The following is a 23,756-nucleotide window of genomic DNA, read 5'->3' as shown; positions in this document are numbered from 1 at the left end:
CTGCGCTGTAATGCGAACGGCGGACAACCGGGTTGTCCGCCAGATAGTCAAATGATTACCACTGGTAGCTGACCAGCAGTTTGGCGTTGCGGCCATCCTGCGGGACGCCCTGCGGCGAGTAATATTCTTTGTCGAAGGCGTTGCCCAGCACCACGGTGGTGGTCATGCCCTGCAGCCGATCGCGGCCCTTGTAGCTCAGATAGAAGTCGTTGACGCCGTAGCCGCCTTGCTCCGGCATCCCCGTTTGGACACGGGTGGCGCGCTCGGCGAAGGTGGCGACCCAGCCGGCGGACAAACCGGTTTCTCCCAGCGGCACGTCCAGCGAACTGGTAACGGTATCCGGGCTAATGTCGGCCAGCCAATCGCCGCTTTTCGCGTTCAATTCGCCATTGCGAGACTTGTCCTTGCCGCGTGTGCGGTTGTAAGCCAGATCCCAGTTAAACCACTTGGTCTGGTAGTTCAGCGAGGTGTCCCAACCCCAAATCTTGGCGCGAGAGATATTCGCTGAGGCGGTCTGCGTGCGGGTGACATACATGAAGATGTAGTCTTTGGCGTCGGTATCGAAATAACTGGCCTTGAATTGCAGGCTGTCATCCGCCAGCAGCAGATCGTCGAAGCGCAGGCCGAAACCGGCTTCGGTGGTGCTGGTGGTTTCCGGCCGCAGATTCGGGTTAGGCACCCAATAGTTGCCGGGGAAGTGGCGCGAATCGTTGTACATCTCGCCCATGGTCGGGGCACGGAAGGCTTGGGAATAGGAGCCGAACAGCATCAGCCAGTCGGTCGGCGAGTAGCTCAGGGCCCCGCGGGACGACCATTTGTCGGCCTTGACGTCTTCGTGGCCCTGGCTGCTGCCTTTGTAATCGTCGTAGCGCGTGCCGGCCAGCACGGTGATCGGAATGTCGCGCAGCGTAATTTCATCCTGCAGCCAGCCGGAGGCGAAGTTGATCTTGGCCTGCGGGAAGCTGGTGGTGGCGCCGCCCGGCTGCTGTTTCTGTTCATAGACCTCGGAGCCGTAGGTCAGCAGGTGTGACGCAAAACTGTCGGCGAACAGACGCGTACGGTTTTCCAGCTTGCCGCCGTTGGTGGTCTGCTTGCGGAATTCGTCGGTCGCACCGGCGTTGTGCGCATTGATTTTGACTTCCGAGGTGTACAGCTTGGCGGTGGCGTCCAGCCAATCCTGGCCGACCGGCTTGAGCTTATAGCTCAGAGCGGCATCGCGCTGGATTGTGGAGCGGTTGGTCATCGGGTTGCCGCTCGAGCTGTCCGGTGTCTGCGGGTTTTTCGGTTCCTGGGCGCTGTTGTTGTAGTAGCGCAGATCGCCGCTCAATGACTGATTGTCGTCGATTTTCCAGGTGCCTTTGGCCAGCACGTTGCTGATGGTTTCGTCGTTTGGCGCATCGAAGCCGTTGCCCTGACGCAGATTGCCGACGTCGCGAGTACCGAACGACAGCAGGCCGTCGAGGTTATCGGTCTTGCCGTAGGCGCTGGCGCCCATGCCCAGGCTGTGATCGCCGGTGCCGGCAGTGCCGTAGACGCGGAACCCGGTATCGTGGCCCGGCAGCAGCAGATCGGCGGCATCGACGGTTTCGTAGGCGATGACGCCGCCCAGTGCGCCACTGCCGTACAGCAACGCAGAGGGGCCGCGCACAATTTCAATGCGCTTGACCAGCGCCGGATCGAGGAAGGTGCCGCCGATGTGGCCGGTATCGGTCCCCTGGCGGATGCCGTCGACCAGCGTCAGCACGCCGTTTTTGCCGTAGCCGCGCATCGTCACGTCCTGACCGTTGCTGCGCCCGGTGCCGTTGACGGTGATGCCCGGCACGCGGCGCAGTATATCGGCGGCCGAGGTGGCGGTCTGGCTTTCCGGCGAGTTGCCTTCGATCACCGTGACCATCATCGGCGCTTCAAAGCTGCTGCGTTGGTTGCCGGTGGCGACCACGGTCATGGTCTCGTCGGCGGCTTTGGCTTTTTTGGCCGCTGCCGCGTTGGAAGAGGATGTTGTGCTGGTGTTTTGTGCCAAGGCCACCGTAGGCAGAGCGCAGGCAATCGCCAGACTCAAAGCGGAAAAACGCAGCCGGGTGGAAAATGTCAGAGGCATGGTGCAACTCTCCGTATGTAATAAAACATATCAATAGATTTGCTGGCTGCCTGGATCAAAAGATCGGGGTGGCTGGCGTTTGAGGATTCTGTGGTTATTTGGTCAGGATCAATTTCCCGGCTTTGGTCTGCCGCAGCTGATAGCGCTGGCCCTGATGGGTAATGAACGCGATGCCGTCGGCGCCGAGCAGCTGTGCGCTGTCGTAGCTGGGCGGCGCGTTTGCGCTGTGCTCGGTCGGGGCCGCGGCGGCGGGGGTAGGCGTGTTGGCAGTATCCATCATCATTGTGCTTATAAAACAGACCATTAAATGGTAATTAATATCAAACTGAGAATCATTATCATGTGAAGGAAAGGTTACATCAAGGAAAATTTTCTTACCGATGGAACCTTTTTGTCGAATGGACATCCGGCGGCGGGCCGAGCGCACTCGGCCCGTAAAAAAGGGGCGTTATTTCAGCAGGGTTTCGATGCGGTCAAACAGACGTTCGGGCTTGGTGATCGGTGCAAAACGCGTGACGCGCTGGCCGTCGGCGGTGAGCAGGAACTTGGTGAAATTCCACTTGATGCGGCGGCTGCCCAGAATGCCGGGCGCCAGGCGTTTCAGCTCATTGAACAGCGGGTGCGCGCCGGGACCGTTAACGTCTATCTTGCTGAACAGCGGGAAACTGACGCCGTAGTTGAGGCTGCAAAAGTTGGCGATCTCCAGCGGACTGCCCGGCTCCTGAGAACCAAACTGGTTGCAGGGGAAGCCGAGCACCACCAGGCCGCGTTCGCGATAGTATTGCCACAAATTTTCCAGCCCACGGTATTGCGGGGTGAAGCCGCACTTGCTGGCGGTGTTGACCACCAGGTAAGCGCGCGCCGGGAAATCGCCCAGCGTTTTTTGCTCGCCCTGCAGCGTGACGCAGGGGATGGATAACAGAGAGTGAATCATGCCGGGGCTCCCAGTGCGTTTCGGCGGGCGCTAAAGCGTTGCAATCAGTATAGATGAGTGGGGCAGAAGGAATAAAGCCGGGGGCGTGGCCCCGGCCTCTACTGGGTTAGAAACGGCTATCAACCGCATCCGCCAGCATCGCCAGCAGCTGCTCGCTGTCGGACCAGCTCAGGCAAGGATCGGTGATCGACTGGCCATAGGTCAGCGGCTGGCCGGCGACGATTTTCTGCGTGCCTTCCACCAGGAAGCTTTCCGCCATTACGCCGGTGATGGCGGCGGAGCCGGCGCGGATCTGCTGGCAGACGTTGTCGGCCACTTCCAGCTGGCGACGGTGCATTTTCTGGCAGTTGCCGTGGCTGAAGTCGATCACCAGGTGTTCAGGCAGATCGAATTCGCGCAGGCTGTCACAGGCGGCGGCGATGTCGCTGGCGTGGTAGTTCGGCGTTTTTCCGCCGCGCATGATGATGTGGCCGTACGGGTTGCCGCTGGTCTGGTAAATGGTCATCTGGCCATGTTTGTCCGGCGACAGGAACATGTGCCCGGCGCGCGCCGCGCGAATGGCGTCGATGGCGATGCGGGTGTTGCCGTCGGTGCCGTTTTTGAAGCCGACCGGGCAGGAGAGCGCCGAGGCCATTTCACGGTGGATCTGGCTTTCGGTGGTGCGCGCACCGATGGCGCCCCAGCTGATCAGATCGGCGATGTATTGGCCGACGACCATGTCCAGGAATTCGGTGGCGGTCGGCAGGCCGAGCTGGTTCACTTCCAGCAGCAGACGGCGCGCCATTTCGATGCCGCGGTTGACCTGGAAGGTGCCGTCCAGCGCCGGATCGGAGATCAGGCCTTTCCAGCCGACGACGGTACGCGGTTTTTCGAAGTAGGTACGCATCACGATTTCCAGACGATCCTGGTAGCGTTCGCGCAGGGCGTTCAACCGGCCAGCGTAATCGACGGCGGCGTCGAGATCGTGGATGGAGCAGGGGCCGATCACCACCAGCAGGCGGCGGTCTTCACCGGTGAGGATTTTTTCAATGCGTTTTCGTGACGCTGTCACGTTGTCGGCGACGGCCGCCGAGATCGGCAGCTTGTCTGCCAACGCTTGCGGCGTGACGAGGCTGTCGATGCGCGCGGTCCGCAGTTCATCTGTTTTGTGCATGTTGTTCCCTGGAAACTGTTCTTCTCTGCGGCAGGAGTGCCGGGAAGTGATGGCGATCACAATAACGCAAAAAGCGCTGAATTCAACCGTAGAGATTGTGTTCTGTTGATCAAAACCGCGAAAAAAAGCACAAAAAAATCAGCTGCTGTTGAAATAAACGGCAGGCGGCGGGGCACGGCGGCCCCGCGAGAAAATGATCAGAACATGCGGCGACTCATACCGAGGATGTCGAGGATTTTGGTGGAAATCTCTTCGACAGAATAATTGGTGGTATTGAGGTAGCGGATCTGATTTTTGCGGAACAGCGCCTCGACCTCGGCGATCTCCATGCGGCACTGGCGTAATGAAGCGTAACGGCTGTTTTCACGCCGCTCTTCACGGATCGCCGCCAGGCGTTCCGGATCGATGGTCAGGCCGAATAATTTATGCTGAAACGGTTTCAGCGAGGCCGGCAGGTGCAAATTATCCATATCGTCGGCGATAAACGGATAGTTGGCGGCGCGAATGCCGAACTGCATCGCCAGATAAAGGCTGGTGGGGGTTTTGCCGCAGCGCGACACGCCGAGCAGGATCACCTGCGCCTGATCGAGGTTGCGCAGCGAAATGCCGTCGTCATGCGCCAGGGTATAGTCGATGGCGGCAATGCGCGCGTCGTACTTGCCGAGGTTGCTGGCGGTCAGGCCGTGGGTGCGGTTCGGTACTGGCGTCGGTTCCACTTCCAGCTCGCCCTGCAGCGGGCCGACCAGCGCCTGCACGATATCCTGGCAGAAGCCCTGGCTCTGCACGATCACATCGCGCACTTCCGGCGAGATGATGGAGTAAAACACCAGTGGCCGCACGCCGGTTTGATTATAAATATCATCGATTTGCTGGCGAACTGCGCGCGCGCGCGCCTCGGTTTCGACGAACGGCAGGGTAAAGGTGGTCGCCGTGACCGGAAACTGCGACAGCACCGCGTGCCCCAACACTTCGGCGGTGATCGCCGTACCATCCGAAATATAAAAAACGCTTCTTTCCACCCGAGGCTCCTTACCTGAAAACGGTGTTCCTGCTGTCATCACTGTCAATATCATGGGCCGCGGACGATCCGTCGGTAAAGGGGGGAGGGAAAAAATTGTGACGGCGGGACGGTAAAGCGCTTTGCGCCGGCGCGTGAAGAAAAGCGCGTTTTGCCGGCGGTAAAAATTGTGGCGCAACGAGGTTTTTCGACCCGAAACGTAAATTTGCCGTTATTTTCACCAAAAACGGTAGCGTTTGCGCGGTCATTAAAACAGAAGTTTAAAAAGAACGTAATTTGTTGAGAACTAAGCTTTTCGTGCGATTGGGAACGGTTCCCTGCCAAATCAGCCGGTTAGGACATTCTCTTAAAAACCACTTTCTTCAGTGGGTTGATCGATTCACCTTTCCATTTTCCCCAGATCAGTGTGCTAGTCTGATTCGGCTCCGTGTTAGCGGCGCCGTAAAGCAAGCGAATTAAATCCGTCTTTACCCTACTGATAGCAATAAGGATTGTCTCGATGTCCAACAATGGCCCAGACTTGCGTAATGTGCTTTGGTACAACCAGCTTGGCATGCACGACGTTGACCGTGTCGGCGGCAAAAACGCCTCCCTCGGTGAAATGATCACCAATCTTTCCGATTTGGGCGTGGCCGTGCCGAACGGTTTTGCCACCACCGCACAGGCGTTTAACGATTTCCTCGAACAAAGCGGTGTTAACCAGCGCATCTATCAGCTACTGGATCAGACCGACGTTGACGACGTTGCCCAACTGGCCAAGGCCGGCGCCCAGATCCGCCAATGGGTGATCGACACGCCGTTCCACGCCGAGTTCGAGCGTGAAATTCATCAGGCTTACCAACAGCTCGCCGACGGCGAACCGGAAGCTTCCTTTGCGGTGCGCTCCTCCGCCACGGCGGAAGACATGCCGGACGCGTCCTTCGCCGGCCAGCAGGAAACCTTCCTCAACGTGCAGGGCATCGACGCCGTAATGGTGGCGATCAAGCACGTGTTCGCCTCGCTGTTCAACGACCGCGCCATCTCTTATCGCGTGCACCAGGGCTATGACCACCGCGGCGTGGCGCTGTCGGCGGGCGTACAGCGCATGGTGCGCTCGGATCTGGCCTCCTCGGGCGTGATGTTCACCATCGATACCGAGTCCGGCTTTGATCAGGTGGTGTTCATCACCTCCGCCTTCGGTCTGGGTGAAATGGTGGTGCAGGGCGCGGTGAACCCGGATGAGTTCTACGTGCACAAACCGACGCTGCAAAAAGGCAAGCCGGCGATCGTGCGCCGCAACCTGGGCTCGAAAAAGATCCGCATGGTGTACGCACCGTCGCAGGATCACGGCAAGCAGGTGCGCATCGAAGACGTGCCGGAAGCGCAGCGCAGCCGTTTCTCGCTGACGGATGACGAAGTGCAGGCGCTGGCGCAGCAGGCGATCCTGATCGAAAAACATTACGGCCGCCCGATGGATATCGAATGGGCGAAAGACGGCCATACCGGCAAGCTGCTGATCGTGCAGGCGCGTCCGGAAACCGTTCGCTCCAACGAACAAACCATGGAACGCTACCAGCTGAATGGCACTAGCCCGGTGCTGGTGGAAGGCCGCGCCATCGGTCATCGCATCGGCGCCGGTCCGGTGAAAGTGATCCACGACATCAGCGAAATGGATCGCATCCTGCCGGGCGACGTGCTGGTGACCGACATGACCGACCCGGACTGGGAGCCGATCATGAAGAAGGCCGCCGCGATCGTCACCAACCGCGGCGGGCGCACCTGTCACGCGGCGATCATCGCCCGTGAGTTGGGCATCCCGGCGGTGGTAGGCTGCGGCCACGCCACCGATGTGCTGAAAGACGGCCAGAAAGTCACCGTTTCCTGTGCGGAAGGCGACACCGGTTTCGTTTACAGCGACATGCTGGATTTCAGCGTGCAGAGCTCCGAAGTGACCGAGCTGCCGGATCTGCCGCTGAAGATCATGATGAACGTCGGCAACCCGGATCGCGCTTTCGACTTTGCGCGTTTGCCAAATGAAGGCGTGGGCCTGGCGCGGCTGGAATTTATCATCAACCGCATGATCGGTGTGCACCCGCGCGCGCTGCTGGAGTTCGACCAGCAGACGCCGGCGCTGCAAAACGAAATTCGCGCGTTAATGCAGGGTTACGACCACCCGGTAGAGTTCTACGTTGGCCGCCTGACAGAAGGGATCGCGACGCTGGGTGCCGCCTTCTGGCCGAAGCGTGTGATCGTGCGCCTGTCCGACTTCAAATCCAACGAGTACGCCAACCTGGTGGGCGGCGATAAGTATGAACCACACGAAGAGAACCCGATGCTGGGCTTCCGCGGCGCCGGCCGTTACGTGGCCGACAGCTTCCGCGATTGCTTCGCGCTGGAGTGCGAGGCGGTGAAACGCGTGCGTAACGAAATGGGGCTGACCAACGTCGAAATCATGGTACCGTTCGTGCGCACCGTGGCCCAGGCGGAAGCGGTGGTGGCGGAGCTGGCGCGTCAGGGGCTGAAGCGCGGTGAAAACGGGCTGAAAGTGATCATGATGTGCGAGATCCCGTCCAATGCGCTGTTGGCGGATCAGTTCCTCGAGCACTTCGACGGCTTCTCTATCGGTTCCAACGACATGACCCAGCTGGCGCTGGGGCTGGATCGTGACTCCGGCGTGGTGTCGGAGCTGTTTGACGAGCGCAACGAGGCGGTGAAAGCGCTGCTGTCGATGGCGATTCAGGCGGCCAAACGCCACGGCAAATACGTCGGCATCTGCGGCCAGGGCCCGTCTGACCATGAAGACTTCGCCGAGTGGCTGATGGAGCAGGGCATCGATAGCCTGTCGCTCAACCCAGACACCGTGGTGCAGACCTGGATCAATTTGTCGAAAAAGAAATAATGTCTCGGCCTCGCTGAGGCATTAACGCCGGGCCGCAGTTAACGCTGCGGCCTTTTTATTTCCGAATGTAAATAACGGCGCGTAAAATAATCAATTCGACGAAAAAAGAATAAAAAAAAGCCCACCGTAGGAGATGGGCAAAGACTACACACAGCAATTCACATGTATGGCATTACATTGTTCAGAAAGGTTGCTTTAAAATCAGTGATTTGAAGCAATAGATGGCCATAATACTAGATTTTTGAACGCGACTAGTCATTAAGAATCATCCTAATCGATAGCGCCATCACATTTTATTTGTGGGAGTTATCTCTTTTTGCCGCTTGCAACAAACAGGGATTTACATTGCACCTTTCATTCGCTGTACCGTAATCAATATAGGGCGGCATTATATTTGGCGGAGATATTACTCGAATGAGGTAGGAATAATGACCTGAGTGAAATGTTCCGCCCGACGATGCGGGCGGAAGGGGGGGAATTAGCGTTTTTCCAGATCTTCGATGACTTGCTCCGGCGCGGTGGTCGGCTCCGGCGCTTCATCCATCCAGGCGGTCAGCAGGCGATAAGATACCGCCAATACCACCGGGCCGATGAACAGGCCAATCATACCGAAGGCCAGCAAGCCGCCGATAACGCCGGACAGGATCAGCAGCAGCGGCAGGTCGGCACCCATGCGGATCAGCACCGGGCGCAGCACGTTATCCAGCGTGGCTACCACGCAGCTCCAGACCAGCAGTACGGTGCCCCAGGTGGTGTCGCCGTGCCAGTACAGCCAGATGATGGCCGGCACCAGCACCAACAGCGGCCCCAATTGTGCCACGCAGCAGATAAAGATTAGCATCGTCAGCAGGGTGGCGGCTGGTATGCCGCTCACCGCCAGACCGATGCCGCCCAGCACCGACTGCACCAACGCCGTCACCACCACGCCCAGCGCGACGGCGCGGATCGCCTGGCCGCCCAGTAGCACCGCCGCATCGCCGCGTTTGGAACCGAGGCGTACCGCAAAGTGACGGATACCCAGCGCCACCTGCTCGCCGCGCGCATACAACAAGGCGCTGAACAGCAGCATCAGCGCGCAGTGCAGCAGCAGACGACCGATATGCGCCGCCTGCGCCACGAACCAGGTGGCGGTTTGACCGAAGTACGGCTGTACCTTCGCCAGCAGCGCAGCGCCGCCGGCGTTAACCAATGTGTGGTAGCTGGTATAGAGCCTGTCGCCGATCATCGGCACGGACTGCAGCCAGGCGAGATCGGGAATGTGCAGCTTGCCGGGTGAACTGGCCCAGGCGATCAGCGGCGCGCTGTTATCCACCACGCTGCTGATCAGCAGGGAAATCGGCAGAATGAACAGCAGGATCAGCAGCAGGGTCATGACCAACACCGCCAGCGAGCGACGGCCCCACAGCAGCTTTTGCAGTTTGAGCAGCAACGGCCAGGTGGCGATCACCACCATGCCCGCCCAGGCGAAGCCGAGAATAAACGGTTGGATCACCCAAAAACAGGCAACGATCATGATGGCGATAAACAGCACGCCGAAAATAATTCGCGGTAAGTCGTAACGCGATTGCGGGAGTGGCATCAGTGGCTTCTCATCCTGGTCAATTAAATCCCTGGCACCGGCGAATCGGGGTGCCTGTCGGTCGGTTTATCGCCGCTGGGCGGCCGCCTGTGGCGGCGCTCGCAGGGCGGTAATAATGTGAATGCCTTCACTAAACGAGTATGTTAGTTTTTAGTGTCACTAAAAAATAGGGTGGGTCTGAATTAAAGGCCCGATTCAGCGTACATCAGCGCATAAAAAATAGACGGACAGGGTCAAAAAAGCGAATGATCCCACAGATTTCTCAGGCGCCCGGCCTCGTTCAACGGGTGCTCGACTTTTTGGAAGCACTGAAGCAAAACGGATTCAACGGCGATACCGCCACCAGCTACGCCGACCGCCTGACGATGGCCACCGACAACAGTATCTATCAGCTGTTGCCCGATGCGGTGGTGTTCCCCCGTTCCACCGCTGACGTGGCGCTGATTGCGCGTCTGGCCGGGGAAGAGCGATTCAATACGCTGACCTTCAGCCCGCGCGGCGGCGGCACTGGCACCAACGGCCAGTCGCTCAATACCGGCATCGTGGTCGATATGTCGCGCCATATGAACCGCATTCTGGAGATCAACGTCGAACAAGGCTGGGTGAAAGTCGAAGCCGGCGTGATCAAGGATCAGCTGAATCAATACCTGCGGCCGTTCGGCTACTTCTTCTCGCCGGAACTGTCCACCAGCAACCGCGCCACGCTGGGCGGCATGATCAACACCGACGCCTCCGGCCAAGGTTCGCTGGTATACGGCAAAACCTCCGATCACGTGTTGGGCCTGCGGGCGGTGCTGCTGGGCGGCGAGATGATCGATACCCGCGCCATGCCGACGGCGCTGGCGGAAACGATTGCTCTGGAAGAGACCGCGGAGGGGCGCATCTACCGCACGGTGCTCAATCGCTGCCGTGAGCAGCGCGCACTGATCCTGGAGAAATTCCCCAAGCTCAACCGCTTCCTCACCGGTTACGATCTGCGCCACGTGCTGAGCGACGATCTGCAAACCTTCGATCTGACGCGCATCCTGACCGGCGCCGAAGGCACGCTGGCGTTTATCACCGAGGCGCGGCTGGATATCACGCCGCTGCCGAAAGTGCGCCGCCTGGTCAACGTGAAGTACGACTCCTTCGACTCGGCGCTGCGCAATGCGCCCTTTATGGTCGAGGCCAAGGCGCTGTCGGTGGAAACCATCGATTCCAAGGTGCTGAATCTGGCGCGTGAAGACATTGTTTGGCACTCGGTGAACGAACTGATCGCCGACGTGCCGGATAAAGAAATGCTCGGGCTGAACATCGTCGAGTTCGCCGGCGACGATCGGGCGCTGATCGACGGCCAGATGGAGGCTCTGTGCCAACGGCTGGATGAACTGATCGCGCAGCGGCAGGGCGGCGTGATCGGGTACCAGATCTGCGGCGATCTGGCTGGCATCGAGCGCATTTACAACATGCGCAAGAAGGCGGTCGGGCTGCTGGGCAACGCCAAGGGGCGCGCCAAGCCGATTCCGTTTGCCGAGGATACCTGTGTGCCGCCGCAACACCTGGCGGACTATATCGTCGAATTCCGTCAACTGCTTGACGACCACAACCTGAGCTACGGCATGTTCGGCCACGTCGACGCCGGGGTGTTGCACGTGCGCCCGGCGCTCGACATGTGCGACCCGCAGCAGGAAGTGCTGATGAAGCAGATCTCCGATCGGGTGGTGGCGCTGACCGCCAAATACGGCGGTCTGTTGTGGGGGGAGCACGGCAAGGGCTTCCGTGCCGAGTACAGCCCTGAGTTCTTCGGGGAAACGCTGTATGAAGAGCTACGCCGCATCAAGGCGGCGTTTGATCCGGATAACCGGCTGAACCCGGGCAAGATCTGTTCGCCACTGGCGGTAGATGCACCGATGATGGAGGTAGACGCGGTCAAACGCGGCACCTTCGATCGTCAGATCCCGGTCGAGGTGCGCACCTCGTTCCGCGGCGCGCTGGAGTGTAACGGCAACGGTCTGTGCTTCAACTTCGACGTGCGTAGCCCGATGTGCCCGTCGATGAAGATCAGCGGCAACCGCATCCATTCGCCGAAAGGGCGGGCGACGCTGGTGCGCGAGTGGCTGCGTCTGTTGGCCGAGCAGGGCGTCGATCCGTTGGCGCTGGAGAAACAGCTGCCGCAGCAGCGCCTCAGCTTGCGTGGCCTGATCGAAAAGACCCGCAACAGCTGGCATGCCGGTAAGGGTGAGTACGACTTTTCGCACGAAGTGAAAGAGGCGATGTCCGGCTGTCTGGCCTGCAAGGCCTGTTCCACCCAGTGCCCGATCAAAATTGACGTGCCGGGGTTCCGTTCGCGCTTCCTGCAGCTTTACCATACCCGCTACCTGCGCCCGGTGAGCGACTACATGGTCGCCGGCGTGGAGAGCTATACCCCGTTGATGGCCCGCGCGCCGAAGGTGTTCAACTTCTTCTTCCGCCAGCCGTGGCTGCGGGAGATGAGCCGCAACGCCGTCGGCATGGTCGATCTGCCGCTGTTGTCCAGCCCGACGCTGCGTCAGCAGCTGTCCGGCCACCGCGCGACCACGCTGACGCTGGAGCAGCTGGAAGGGCTGAGCGCCGAGCAGCGCGCAGAACACGTGCTGATTGTTCAGGATCCGTTCACCAGCTATTACGACGCCAAAGTGGTGGCGGATTTCGTTCGGCTGGTGGAAAAGCTCGGCTATAAACCGGTGCTGCTGCCGTTCTCGCCGAACGGCAAGGCGCAGCATGTGAAGGGCTTCCTGACGCGGTTCGCCCGCACCGCGCGCAAAACCGCCGATTTCCTCAACCGCGTGGCGCAGCTCGGCATGCCGCTGGTGGGTGTCGATCCGGCGCTGGTGCTGTGCTATCGCGACGAATACCGCGAGATCCTCGGCGCCGAGCGCGGCGATTTCCAGGTGCAGCTGGTGCATGAATGGTTGCAGCAGCGGATCGCGGATCGCGCCGAACAGCCGGCGACCGGCGAGCCCTGGTATCTGTTCGGTCACTGCACCGAAACCACCGCGCTGCCGGCCAGCGGCCAACAGTGGGCGGCGATCTTCGCCCGTTTCGGCGCCAAACTGGAGAATGTCAGCGTCGGCTGCTGCGGCATGGCGGGGACTTACGGCCATGAAGCCAAGAACCTGCAAAACTCGCTCGGCATTTATGAGCTATCATGGCACCCGACGCTACAGCGTTTGCCAAGGCAGCGCTGCCTGGCGACCGGCTATTCCTGCCGCAGCCAGGTGAAACGCATCGAGGGCAATGGCGTGCGCCACCCATTACAGGCACTTCTGGAGATGATTGAGTGAAATTGTGGAAACGTGAAACATCGCTGGAGCAGCTGAACCGCGCCGGCGACGGCTGCATGGTCAGCCATGTGGGCATCGAGTTTACCCAATTGGGCGAGGATTTCCTCGAGGCCACCATGCCGGTCGATGGCCGTACCCGCCAGCCGTTCGGGCTGTTGCACGGCGGGGCGTCGGTGGTGCTGGCGGAATCGATGGGATCGATGGCCGGTTACCTGTGCAGTGAGGGCGAGCAGAAAGTGGTGGGGCTGGAGATCAACGCCAACCACCTGCGCGCGGTGTTCGATGGCCAGGTGCGCGGGGTATGTCGCGCACTGCACGTCGGCCGTCGCCATCAGGTGTGGCAAATCGAGATCTTCGACGCGCGCGATCGGCTGTGCTGCACCTCGCGTCTGACCACGGCGGTCATTGACTGATTCTCGCCGGTTCCGCAGGCTGCCGGCCTGCGGAGCCTTTCGCTTTACAGCTGAAACGGCACGCGTTTAACGAAGTCCTTCTGAAACGCATTCGCCTTCTCCCAGGTACCTTCCATTGCATATTTTTGGCAGATCAGCGTCAGCGTGTGGCGGGCGAAGTGGTAGCTTTGCACCCGAAACAGCTGGCAGCGCTGCGGATTGTTGATCTCGACGATCAGCCGATTATGCAGTTTGCTGAGCGCGTGCAGGTAGCTGTCGTCATCGCCGTTCTCCAGGCACAGATTGGCCATGGTGAGGCTGACGCTGTTGTACCGCTTCAGGTGGTCGATATTGCATTCCGGGCGCCGCAGCGCCGCTTCGGCCATATAAAAGTCCACCGTGGCGTCGCGCACGCTGAATTTGTAGTCATCAATCTTGCCCAGCAACCATGCGTTGATCGAAAGAGTCATTGGCTTCGCGCTCAAATCCAAATTGAATGATAATCATTATCATATAAATTGCCGCGTTGCCGATCAATCCCCGGTGCGGCGTTTTTTCATCGTGGGGGTGTAAAAGGCCGCCGACGACCCAATTTAATCCTGAGCGACTAAACTTTAAGCTGAGGGTTGCGCGCTTGCGCAGCGCCACGAAATGCCGATAAACGCACATTTACGACAGACAGAATGCAGAAATAGGTATTTTCTATGAATGTTTAGATCGGCAGTGTACCGCGGCACTGTAACGCTGACGGGCCACCGGGGAGTGCGGTACGGTGATGCAGGATAAAGAACAAATTCATAGGGATAGCATGCACACCTTGCCGCCAGATGCCGCAAGCCACCACGAATGTCCCGCTGGCTTGCCGCACGCCGCAGCGAAAAACCGCGCTCGCGGTGGATACCCCCGCAAAACAAACGGTTGAAGTGATAATCGTTATCACTAACATATAAGCAACCCAGATTGGCTGTGGCCAAACACGAGTGTGAGGTAGACCCTATGCAAACGGAAAATGTCGGCACCTTTTCTCTGGATGAAAATGTCTGGCAAGGCATTTCGCTCAGCGACAGCGCCGTACGACAAATAACGAAACTGATGCAGCAGGATCCGCAGGTGAAAGGGCTGCAGCTAGGGGTGAAACAATCCGGCTGCGCCGGCTTTGCCTATGTGCTGGATCTGACCCGCGAACCCGCCGATGACGATCTGCTGTTTGAGCGCGACGGCGCCAAACTCTATGTGCCGCTGAAGGCCATGCCGTTCATCGATGGCACCACGGTAGATTACGTCCGCGAAGGGCTGAATCAGATATTCAAATTCAACAACCCTAAAGCTCAGCATGCCTGCGGGTGCGGCGAGAGCTTTGGCGTTTGAGCGATGCAATCAACATGACACGAAGCAATGTAGAAATGCCTAATGAAGTGCAGGCTTGGGTCAGCGAAGGTCGCTACAAAGAAGGTTTCTTCACCCAGCTGGCAACCGATGAGTTGGCCAAAGGCATCAACGAAGAGGTGGTGCGCGCCATCTCGGCCAAGCGCAACGAACCTGAGTGGATGCTGGAATTCCGCCTCGAGGCCTACCGCGCCTGGCTGCAGATGGAAGAGCCGCACTGGCTGAAGGCCAATTACGAACGCCTTAACTACCAGGACTACAGTTACTATTCGGCGCCGTCCTGCGGCAGCTGCGACGATGCCTGCGGTTCGCAACCCGGCGCCGAGCAGCAACCGGGCGCGGCGACGGAAAAAGATTACCTGACCAGCGAAGTGGAGCTGGCGTTCAATCAGCTCGGCGTGCCGGTGCGCGAGGGCAGCGAAGTGGCGGTGGACGCCATCTTCGACTCGGTCTCTGTCGCCACCACCTACCGTGAAAAACTGGCGGAGAGCGGGGTGATCTTCTGCTCGTTCGGCGAAGCTATCCAGGAATACCCGGATCTGGTGCGTCAGTACCTGGGGCGCGTAGTGCCGTCCAACGATAACTTCTTCGCTGCGCTGAACGCCGCGGTGGCCTCTGACGGCACCTTCGTCTATGTGCCGAAAGGCGTGCGCTGCCCGATGGAGCTGTCGACCTATTTCCGTATCAACGCCGCCAAAACCGGCCAGTTCGAGCGCACCATCCTGATCGCCGACGAAGGCAGCTATGTCAGCTATATCGAAGGCTGTTCTGCCCCGGTGCGCGACAGCTATCAGCTGCACGCGGCGGTGGTGGAAGTGATCCTGCATAAAGACGCCGAAGTGAAATACTCGACGGTGCAGAACTGGTTCTCCGGCGGTGAGAGCAAGGGCGGTATCCTCAACTTCGTCACCAAGCGCGCGCTGTGCGAAGGCGCCGGCTCGAAAATGTCCTGGACCCAGTCGGAAACCGGCTCGGCCATCACCTGGAAATACCCGAGCGTGATCCTGCAGGGCGACAATTCGATCGGCGAATTCTTCTCGGTGGCGCTGACCAGCGGCCATCAGCAGGCGGACACCGGCACCAAGATGATCCACATCGGCAAAAACACCAAGTCGACCATCATCGCCAAAGGCATCTCCGCCGGCCACAGCGAGAACACCTATCGCGGCCTGGTGAAAATCCTGCCGGGGGCGGAAAACGCCCGTAACTTTACCCAGTGCGACTCGATGCTGATCGGGCCGGACAGCGGTGCCCACACGTTCCCTTACGTTGAAGCGCGCAACAACAGCGCTCAGCTGGAGCACGAAGCCACCACCTCGAAGATCGGCGACGACCAGCTGTTCTACTGCCTGCAGCGCGGCATCAGCGAGGATGACGCCATTTCGATGATCGTCAACGGTTTCTGCAAGGACGTTTTCTCCGAGCTGCCGCTGGAGTTCGCCGTCGAGGCGCAGAAACTTCTGGCCATCAGCCTGGAACACAGCGTGGGTTAATCGCCGCATTTTTAGCGCCGTCGGCGCTATCTGAGGACACAGCATGTTAAGCATCAAGAATTTGAAAGTCAGCGTGGAAGGCAACGAGATCCTCAAGGGATTGGATCTGGAGATCAAACCGGGCGAAGTGCATGCCATCATGGGGCCGAACGGCTCGGGCAAGAGCACGCTGTCCGCCACGCTGGCCGGGCGTGAAGAGTACGAAGTGACCGAAGGGGAAGTCACCTTCAAGGGCAAGGATCTGCTGGAGCTTGATCCGGAAGACCGCGCCGGCGAGGGCGTGTTTCTGGCCTTCCAGTACCCGGTGGAGATCCCCGGCGTCAGCAACCACTTCTTCCTGCAGACCTCGGTCAACGCGGTGCGCAAATACCGCGAGCAGGAGCCGCTGGATCGTTTTGACTTCGCCGATTTCATCGAAGAGAAAATCGCGCTGCTGGACATGCCGGCCGACCTGCTGACCCGTTCGGTCAACGTCGGCTTTTCCGGCGGTGAGAAAAAGCGCAACGACATTCTGCAGATGGCGGCGCTGGAGCCGGATCTGTGCATTCTCGATGAAACCGACTCCGGTCTGGACATCGATGCGCTCAAGATCGTCGCCAACGGCGTCAACTCGCTGCGGGACGGCAAGCGCGCCTTTATCATCGTCACCCACTACCAGCGCATTCTGGACTACATCCAACCGGATTACGTACACGTGCTGTCGCAGGGGCGCATCGTCAAATCCGGCGATTTCTCGCTGGTGAAACAGTTGGAGGAGCAGGGCTATGGCTGGCTTACCGACCAACAGTAATTCAAACGCGCTGCAGCAGCTGTATCGCCTGTTCGAAGGCCGCGGCGGCGAGCGTTCGCCGCATGCGTTGGCGCACTGGCAGCAGGCGCTGCGCCTCGGCTGGCCGACGCGCAAGCATGAAAACTGGAAATACACGCCGCTGGAGAGCCTGCTGGAGCAGCAGTTCCTCGAGCCGCAGCCCGCATTGGTGAGCGCAGAGCAGCTTGAGGCGCTGGCACTCGGCATCGATGCCTGTCGGCTGGTGTTTATCGACGGCCGCTACAGCGCCGCACTCAGCGATAGCGAACTGGGCGACTACCAGTTTGAATTGACTGCCTACGGCACGCCGCAGGCGCTGCCGGAGCCGGTCCAGCCGGAGATTTTCCTGCACCTGACCGAAAGTCTGGCGCAGGAAACCAGCCTGATTCGCCTGCCGACCGGCAAGGCCCCGGCTCGCCCGCTGTACCTGCTGCATATCAGCAGCGGACGCGGCGCCAGCGGCGAAGTGAACACCGTGCATCACCGCCATCATCTGGAGATTGGGCGCGGGGCTGAGGCGGAAGTGATTGAACACTACGTCAGCCTGGGCGAGGCCGCGCACTTCACCGGCGCGCGCCTGACCGCCAACGTGGCGGACAACGCCGGGCTGTTGCACTGCAAGCTGGCGTTTGAGAGCCAGCCGAGTTATCACTTTGCCCATAACGATCTGGTTATCGGCCGCGACGCGCGGGTGAAAAGCGACAGTTTCCTGCTGGGCGCCGGCTTGACGCGGCATAACACCAGCGCGCAGCTGAACGGCGAAGGCGCGAACCTGGTGATCAACAGCCTGGTGCTGCCGGTGGGCAAAGAGATCTGCGATACCCGTACCTATCTGGAGCACAACAAGGGCTATTGCGAAAGCCGCCAGCTGCATAAAACCGTGGTCAGCGATCGCGGCAAGGCGGTGTTCAACGGCATGATCAAAGTGGCCAAGCACGCGATTAAAACCGACGGCCAGATGACCAACCATAACCTGCTGTTGGGTAAGGTGGCGGAAGTGGACACCAAGCCGCAGCTGGAGATCTACGCCGATGACGTCAAGTGCAGCCACGGCGCCACCGTAGGGCGCATCGATGAAGAGCAGCTGTTCTATCTGCAGTCGCGCGGTATCGACAAGCACGCGGCACAGCAGATGATCATCTTCGCCTTCGCCGCCGAGCTGACCGAAGGCATCGCCAACGACATCATCCGGGAGCGGGTGCTGGCACGCATCGCCCAGCGCCTGCCGGGGGAGGCTGCATGAGTTATCCGATTGAACGCGTGCGCGGCGATTTCCCGCTGCTGGCGCGTGAGGTGAACGGCCAACCGCTGGCCTATCTCGACAGCGCCGCCAGCGCGCAGAAACCGCAGGTGGTGATCGACCGCGAGCTGGATTTCTATCGCCACGGCTATGCCGCGGTGCATCGCGGCATTCACACCTTGAGCGCCGAGGCGACTCAGCAGATGGAAGCGGTGCGGGAACAGGCGGCGCGCTTTATCAACGCCGCCTCGGCGGAAGAGATGGTGTTCGTCAAGGGCACCACCGAAGGCATCAACCTGGTGGCCAACAGCTTTGGCCGCCACCTGCTGCAGCCGGGCGATGCGATTCTCATCACCGAGATGGAACACCACGCCAACATCGTGCCCTGGCAGATGCTGGCGCAGGAGCGTGGGTTGCAGCTGCGGGTTTGGCCGCTGCAGCCCGACGGCACGCTGAATCTGGCGCGGTTGCCGGAGCTGGTCGACGCGTCCTGCAAACTGCTGGCGCTGACCGAGGTCTCCAATGTGCTGGGCACCGTCAACCCGGTGCGCGACATCATCGCCCGCGCCAGAGCCCTGGCGCCGGATCTGACGGTGCTGGTGGACGGCGCGCAGGCGGTGATGCACCAGCGCGTCGATGTTCAGGCGCTGGACTGCGATTTTTACGTGTTTTCCGGCCACAAGCTGTACGGCCCTTCCGGTATCGGCATGCTGTATGGCCGCCAGGCGCTGCTGCAGCAGATGCCACCGTGGGAAGGGGGCGGCTCGATGATCCGCCAGGTCAGCCTGACGGCGGGCACCACCTTCGCCGATCCGCCGTGGCGCTTCGAGGCGGGTTCGCCGAACACCGCCGGCATCATGGGGCTGGGGGCGGCGTTCGATTACGTCGAAGCCCTGGGTCTGAATGCGATCCACGATTATGAACAGTCGCTGATGCACTACGCGCTCGAGGCGCTCAAGCAGGTGCCGACGCTGAAAATCTATGGTCCGGCACATCGGGCCGGGGTGATCGCCTTTAATTTGGGAGAACACCACGCCTATGACGTCGGCAGCTTCCTCGATCAGTATGGCATCGCCATTCGCACCGGCCATCACTGCGCCATGCCACTGATGGCGTTTTATCAGGTGCCGAGCATGTGCCGCGCTTCGCTGGCGTTATATAATACCCGCGAAGAGGTGGACCGGCTGGTGGCCGGGCTGCAACGCATTCATCAGCTATTAGGTTAGGCCGGGGCGCGTCCCCGGCGGTACAAAAGGATCCCCATGGCGAATTTGCCGGACAAAGATAAATTGGTGCGTAATTTCTCCCGCTGTCTGAACTGGGAGGAGAAATACCTGTACGTGATTGAACTTGGCGCCAAGTTGCCGCCGCTGGACGAGGCCGAGCGGCAGGCCGGCAACCTGATTTCCGGCTGTCAGAGCCAGGTGTGGATCGTGATGCGTCTCGATGAGCAGGGGCAGGTCGAGTTTCACGGCGACAGCGATGCGGCGATCGTCAAAGGGTTGCTGGCGGTGGTGTTTATTCTTTATCGTCAATTAACGCCACAACAGATCGTCGATCTCGATGTGCGGCCGTTTTTCGGCGAACTGGCGCTCAGCCAACATCTGACGCCTTCACGCTCGCAGGGGCTGGAGGCGATGATCCGTGCCATTCGCAGTAAAGCGGCGCAGCTGGCCTGATCCTTAACGCCTTTCTCCTCAAGGCTCATTGATATATTCGCTTTGTCAATGAGTCTTTACAATCCGTTGTTTTCCCCAGGAACCATCCCCCAATTCAGTGATATTTCAGCAGCTTACCTATTGACGTTTCGTTGACAATCAACGACGGCGATTACGTTATAACGTGTTGATTTTTAGAGAACTTATTGCCTTTGATGCCAGCATTGCTAGTATTAATCAGGTATTGTCTGATTTACCCACCGTCGGGCGCTCGTTAGCCTTGGGGGCGAACCGTCATAAAAAATATAGGGATGATAATGAAACGTGCGTTGAGTTTAATGGGCATGGTCTTCGCCACCGTACTGGCCGGCACGCAGGCCGCCAGTGCGACCGAGTACCCGCTGCCGCCGCCAGACAGCCGTCTGATCGGTGAAAACACCACTTATACCGTGCCAAACGACGGCCGTCCGCTGGAGGCGATCGCCGCCGACTACAAGATTGGCCTGCTGGGCATGCTGGAAGCCAACCCTGGCACCGACCCGTTCCTGCCCAAGCCAGGCACGGTGCTGACCATTCCGACCCAAATGCTGCTGCCTGACACTAAGCGTGAAGGGATTATCGTCAATCTGGCCGAGCTGCGTCTTTACTACTACCCGAAAGGCGAGAACAAAGTGATCGTCTATCCGATCGGCATCGGCCAGACCGGGATGCACACGCCGCTGGAAGTGACCTCCATCAGCCAGAAGATCCCTAACCCGACCTGGACGCCCACCGCCAACATCCGCAAGCGCTATCAGTCCCAGGGCGTGACGCTGCCTGCAGTGGTGCCGGCCGGGCCTGAGAACCCGATGGGGCTGTTCGCCCTGCGTCTGGCGATGGGGCGCGGTGAATACCTGATCCACGGCACCAACGCCAACTTCGGTATCGGCATGCGTGTCAGCTCCGGCTGCATTCGCCTGCGTCCGACGGACATCGAAGCGCTGTTCAATCAGGTGCCGCGTGGTACACGGGTGCAGGTGATCAACGATCCGGTGAAGATTTCGGTTGAGCCGGACGGCAAACGCTATGTGGAAGTGCACCAGCCGCTGTCGCGGGTAGAAAGCGACGATCCGCAGACCATGCCGATCGCGTTGTCTAAAGCGGAGAAAGCCTTTGCTGCGGATGGTCAGACCGATCGCGCCGTGTTCGATAGCGCGGTTGTACGCCGTTCTGGCATGCCGGTGCTGGTCAACGTAGGAGAGAGTCCGTCTGAGGTGAGTTTAACGCCTGCAGCGGCGCCTGCGGCGAATAAGAGCCCATTCAAGGCAGCGCCAATCAGTTCGGTGAACTAAGTTTGCAAGATTGAGCGGTCGAAGAGGGGTTCAGCGTGCTGAACCTCTTTTTTTGCCCGCTATGCAGGAAAAATCAGTCCAGGATACAGGCGAAAAAAAACGGCGCACAATGTGCGCCGTTTTCAATAACCAAAGCTATCTTACTTTTTGTAAGCGTGAGCTTGGTTGTCCAGACGCTGGTTAGCGCGTGCTGCGTCGTCTTTAGCAGCTTGAACGTCAGAACGCATTGCGTTCACGTCGTTGCTCAGCTGATCAACTTTAGCGTTCAGAGTCTGAACGTCAGAAGACAGTTGATCGATTTTAGCGTTGCTAGAGCAGCCAGCCAGCAGAGTGGAACCCAGGATTACCGCGCCCAGTACCAGTTTAGTACGATTCATTATAACACCCTCTAGATTGAGTTAATCTCCATGTAGCGTTACAAGTATTACACAAACTTTTTTCGAAAGAGAATAATTTTTTAGTGTTGAGGTGCTTTATTTTGATCGTTCGCTCAAACTTGCATCTGGTTTTACAAATTAGTTAAAAAAACGAGGGAAAACAGCCGGCTTCCATGGGACTACTCCGATTCTTTATTAGCTAAATAATGAGCGGTCCGCGGTTGCGTTTTGAGAAAAATAGGTTACTGCTGATAAAAAAAACGCCGCAAAGCGGCGTTTTGATCAAGGCAATTATGTCACGTTTTATATTACAGCACGTGTACCGAGGCAGTGTTGGTGGTGCCGCTCGGCACCAGCGCGCCGGAAACCATCACCACGACGTCGCCTTTTTGCGCCAGGCCGCTGGCCAGCGCGGCTTCTTTACCGATGCGGTAGAAGTCGTCGGTAGAAGCGATTTCCTTGACCATCTGCGGGATGACGCCCTTGCTCAGCACCAGCTGATGCGCGGTAGTCTCATTGGTGGTCAGCGCCAGGATCACCGCGTTCGGGAAGTATTTACGCACGGATTTCGCTGACTTGCCGCCGCTGGTGGCGACGACGATCAGCGGCGCGTCCAGTTTCTCGGCGGTTTCAACCGCGCCACGGCACACCGCTTCGGTGATGCGCAGCTTGCGGCGATCGTTCAGGGAGTCGATGCGGCTTGGCATCACGCGATCGGTGCGCTCGCAGATGGTCGCCATGATGTTGACCGCTTCCAGCGGATATTTGCCCTTGGCGCTCTCGCCGGACAGCATGACAGCATCGGTGCCGTCCAGGATGGCGTTGGCAACGTCGCCGGCTTCCGCACGGGTAGGGCGCGGGTTTTTGATCATGGAATCGAGCATCTGGGTGGCGGTGATCACCACTTTACGCGCACGGTTGCATTTTTCGATCATCATCTTCTGGGCGAAGATCACTTCTTCGACCGGGATCTCCACGCCCAGATCGCCGCGGGCAACCATGATGCCGTCGGACGCTTCGAGGATTTCGTCGAAGTTGTTCAGGCCTTCCTGGTTCTCGATCTTGGAGATGATCTGGATCTGCTCGCCGCCGTGCGCTTTCAGGTGCTCGCGGATCTCCAGCACGTCGGAACGTTTACGGATGAAGGACGCCGCCACGAAGTCGACGCCTTGCTCGCAGCCGAAGATCAGGTCGCGTTTGTCTTTTTCGGCCAGCGCAGGCAGCTGGATGGACACGCCCGGCAGGTTGACGCCTTTGTTCTCGCCCAGGTCGCCGTTGTTCAGCACCTTACAAACGACTTCGTTCTCGGTCACGTTGGTGACTTCCATGCCGATCAGGCCGTCGTCAACCAGCACGGTGTTACCGATCTTCAGGTCGGCGGCGAAGCCGGCGTAGGTGACCGCTACGCGATCGCTGTTGCCGATCACACTCTGGTCGGTGGTGAAGGTGAAGGTTTGGCCGGCGACCAGCGAGGCGTCTTTACCGCCTTCCAATTTCATGGTGCGAATTTCCGGGCCTTTGGTATCCAGCAGGATGCCGGCGTTGATACCGGTTTTCGCCATCACGGCGCGCATGTTCTTGATGCGGTTGCCGTGCTCTTCATAGTCGCCGTGAGAGAAGTTGAGACGCATCACGTTCATGCCCGCATTGAGCAGGTTGGTCAGCATTTCTTCCGATTCGGTTTTTGGACCGATGGTACAAACAATTTTGGTCTTTTTCATGGCGGAGTTTTCTACAAGTTGTGATGGATAAAAAAACGAATTTGACCGGCGCTATTTACGCCGATAGGGAATTTGAGCCGTGCCTGGTGGTGAAAAACATAGTTAAGGATAGGTGACGACAGTTGAAGTGGGGCGGAAAAATTCAGCCCGCGCGGGGGCGCGGAGATGCTGCGCAACGGGGTGAGATGAAATCGTGTTGTTATTGCGTTTTCGCAGATCAAGGGCTGAAACCATTCAACTGATAGACGTTGCGCATTATAAAGGCTAAGCGGCGGGAAACAAAATAAAAAACCGCAGCGGTGTGGCGGATATGTCAAAACGGGGGCAAATGTGGCGCAAATGCAACGCGTTGCGTACAGCTTGTTGCGCAAATAACCTTGCTGTAAAT

General features: G+C 59.1%; 19 protein-coding genes and 1 other RNA gene. 10 read left to right on the top strand and 10 right to left on the bottom strand.

Annotated features, from left to right (window positions below; all coding sequences use genetic code 11):
- Nucleotides 1–55 precede the first annotated feature (55 nt).
- The 5 genes from ACJ8IL_RS07310 to ppsR form a co-directional block, all read right to left on the bottom strand.
- A complete protein-coding gene (locus ACJ8IL_RS07310; protein WP_442516451.1) occupies nt 56–2,098 on the bottom strand; it encodes a TonB-dependent hemoglobin/transferrin/lactoferrin family receptor in 2,043 nt (680 codons plus the stop codon).
- 94 nt (nt 2,099–2,192) lie between these two features.
- Nucleotides 2,193–2,375 carry a hemin uptake protein HemP gene (hemP, locus tag ACJ8IL_RS07305; protein ID WP_016927944.1) on the bottom strand — a complete coding sequence of 61 codons (183 nt, stop codon included), beginning with the start codon at nt 2,373–2,375 and terminating at the stop codon, nt 2,193–2,195.
- A 171-nt stretch (nt 2,376–2,546) separates the two neighbouring features.
- Complete coding sequence (locus ACJ8IL_RS07300) at nt 2,547–3,032, bottom strand: glutathione peroxidase (protein WP_038871031.1); 486 nt, start codon at nt 3,030–3,032, stop codon at nt 2,547–2,549.
- Between the two features lie 106 nt (nt 3,033–3,138).
- Nucleotides 3,139–4,185, bottom strand: a complete 1,047-nt coding sequence (locus ACJ8IL_RS07295; RefSeq protein ID WP_004931381.1) for a 3-deoxy-7-phosphoheptulonate synthase — start codon at nt 4,183–4,185, stop codon at nt 3,139–3,141.
- Nucleotides 4,186–4,382: 197 nt separating this feature from the next.
- Complete coding sequence (gene ppsR, locus ACJ8IL_RS07290; protein WP_161781785.1) at nt 4,383–5,243, bottom strand: posphoenolpyruvate synthetase regulatory kinase/phosphorylase PpsR; 861 nt, start codon at nt 5,241–5,243, stop codon at nt 4,383–4,385.
- 459 nt (nt 5,244–5,702) lie between these two features.
- Here ppsR and ppsA point away from each other — a divergent pair, with 459 nt between their 5' ends.
- The gene (gene ppsA / locus ACJ8IL_RS07285; RefSeq protein WP_049209411.1) at nt 5,703–8,081 is read left to right on the top strand and encodes a phosphoenolpyruvate synthase; all 2,379 of its coding nucleotides are present in this window, start codon (nt 5,703–5,705) and stop codon (nt 8,079–8,081) included.
- Between the two features lie 109 nt (nt 8,082–8,190).
- Here ppsA and rprA read toward each other — a convergent pair.
- Nucleotides 8,191–8,300, bottom strand: an RNA gene (rprA, locus tag ACJ8IL_RS07280) — antisense sRNA RprA.
- Nucleotides 8,301–8,559: 259 nt separating this feature from the next.
- Nucleotides 8,560–9,660, bottom strand: a complete 1,101-nt coding sequence (gene ydiK, locus ACJ8IL_RS07275) for an AI-2E family transporter YdiK (protein WP_025302642.1) — start codon at nt 9,658–9,660, stop codon at nt 8,560–8,562.
- A gap of 245 nt (nt 9,661–9,905) precedes the next feature.
- On the opposite strand from ydiK, the gene ydiJ reads away from it, so the two are divergent.
- Both ydiJ and menI read left to right on the top strand, forming a co-directional pair.
- Nucleotides 9,906–12,962 (top strand): D-2-hydroxyglutarate dehydrogenase YdiJ, encoded by a 3,057-nt coding sequence (ydiJ, locus tag ACJ8IL_RS07270; RefSeq protein ID WP_442516450.1) that lies wholly within the window; start codon nt 9,906–9,908, stop codon nt 12,960–12,962.
- Nucleotides 12,959–13,375 carry a 1,4-dihydroxy-2-naphthoyl-CoA hydrolase gene (menI, locus tag ACJ8IL_RS07265; RefSeq protein ID WP_016927938.1) on the top strand — a complete coding sequence of 139 codons (417 nt, stop codon included), beginning with the start codon at nt 12,959–12,961 and terminating at the stop codon, nt 13,373–13,375. Before ydiJ ends, menI begins: the two co-directional genes overlap by 4 nt.
- 44 nt (nt 13,376–13,419) lie before the next feature.
- Here menI and ACJ8IL_RS07260 read toward each other — a convergent pair whose 3' ends face one another.
- Nucleotides 13,420–13,824 (bottom strand): hypothetical protein, encoded by a 405-nt coding sequence (locus tag ACJ8IL_RS07260; protein ID WP_004931369.1) that lies wholly within the window; start codon nt 13,822–13,824, stop codon nt 13,420–13,422.
- Nucleotides 13,825–14,350: 526 nt separating this feature from the next.
- On the opposite strand from ACJ8IL_RS07260, the gene sufA reads away from it, so the two are divergent.
- From sufA to ACJ8IL_RS07225, 7 genes are all read left to right on the top strand, one after another.
- A complete protein-coding gene (gene sufA, locus ACJ8IL_RS07255; protein WP_004931368.1) occupies nt 14,351–14,722 on the top strand; it encodes a Fe-S cluster assembly scaffold SufA in 372 nt (123 codons plus the stop codon).
- A gap of 14 nt (nt 14,723–14,736) precedes the next feature.
- Nucleotides 14,737–16,233 carry a Fe-S cluster assembly protein SufB gene (gene sufB / locus ACJ8IL_RS07250; protein ID WP_025302644.1) on the top strand — a complete coding sequence of 499 codons (1,497 nt, stop codon included), beginning with the start codon at nt 14,737–14,739 and terminating at the stop codon, nt 16,231–16,233.
- 43 nt (nt 16,234–16,276) lie between these two features.
- Complete coding sequence (sufC, locus tag ACJ8IL_RS07245) at nt 16,277–17,023, top strand: Fe-S cluster assembly ATPase SufC (protein WP_016927936.1); 747 nt, start codon at nt 16,277–16,279, stop codon at nt 17,021–17,023.
- Nucleotides 16,998–18,284 carry a Fe-S cluster assembly protein SufD gene (gene sufD, locus ACJ8IL_RS07240; RefSeq protein ID WP_442516449.1) on the top strand — a complete coding sequence of 429 codons (1,287 nt, stop codon included), beginning with the start codon at nt 16,998–17,000 and terminating at the stop codon, nt 18,282–18,284. The genes sufC and sufD overlap by 26 nt, the downstream gene beginning before the upstream one ends.
- On the top strand, nt 18,281–19,507 hold the full coding sequence (sufS, locus tag ACJ8IL_RS07235) for a cysteine desulfurase SufS (protein WP_147823429.1): 1,227 nt from the start codon (nt 18,281–18,283) through the stop codon (nt 19,505–19,507). The genes sufD and sufS overlap by 4 nt, the downstream gene beginning before the upstream one ends.
- Before the next feature lie 36 nt (nt 19,508–19,543).
- Complete coding sequence (gene sufE, locus ACJ8IL_RS07230; protein ID WP_025302647.1) at nt 19,544–19,960, top strand: cysteine desulfuration protein SufE; 417 nt, start codon at nt 19,544–19,546, stop codon at nt 19,958–19,960.
- Nucleotides 19,961–20,256: 296 nt separating this feature from the next.
- A complete protein-coding gene (locus tag ACJ8IL_RS07225) occupies nt 20,257–21,270 on the top strand; it encodes a L,D-transpeptidase family protein (RefSeq protein WP_025302648.1) in 1,014 nt (337 codons plus the stop codon).
- 140 nt (nt 21,271–21,410) lie between these two features.
- Here the strand turns inward: ACJ8IL_RS07225 and ACJ8IL_RS07220 are convergent, their stop codons facing one another.
- Both ACJ8IL_RS07220 and pykF read right to left on the bottom strand, forming a co-directional pair.
- Nucleotides 21,411–21,647, bottom strand: a complete 237-nt coding sequence (locus ACJ8IL_RS07220) for a major outer membrane lipoprotein (protein WP_004931354.1) — start codon at nt 21,645–21,647, stop codon at nt 21,411–21,413.
- 308 nt (nt 21,648–21,955) lie between these two features.
- A complete protein-coding gene (gene pykF, locus ACJ8IL_RS07215) occupies nt 21,956–23,368 on the bottom strand; it encodes a pyruvate kinase PykF (protein ID WP_025302649.1) in 1,413 nt (470 codons plus the stop codon).
- Between the last annotated feature and the right edge of the window lie 388 nt (nt 23,369–23,756).

It is taken from the genome of Serratia sp. CY47444 (genome assembly GCF_052168635.1).
GTDB lineage: Bacteria > Pseudomonadota > Gammaproteobacteria > Enterobacterales > Enterobacteriaceae > Serratia > Serratia bockelmannii.
Note: the sequence above shows the minus strand (reverse complement) of the source record. Positions and strands in the feature narration are given on the sequence as shown.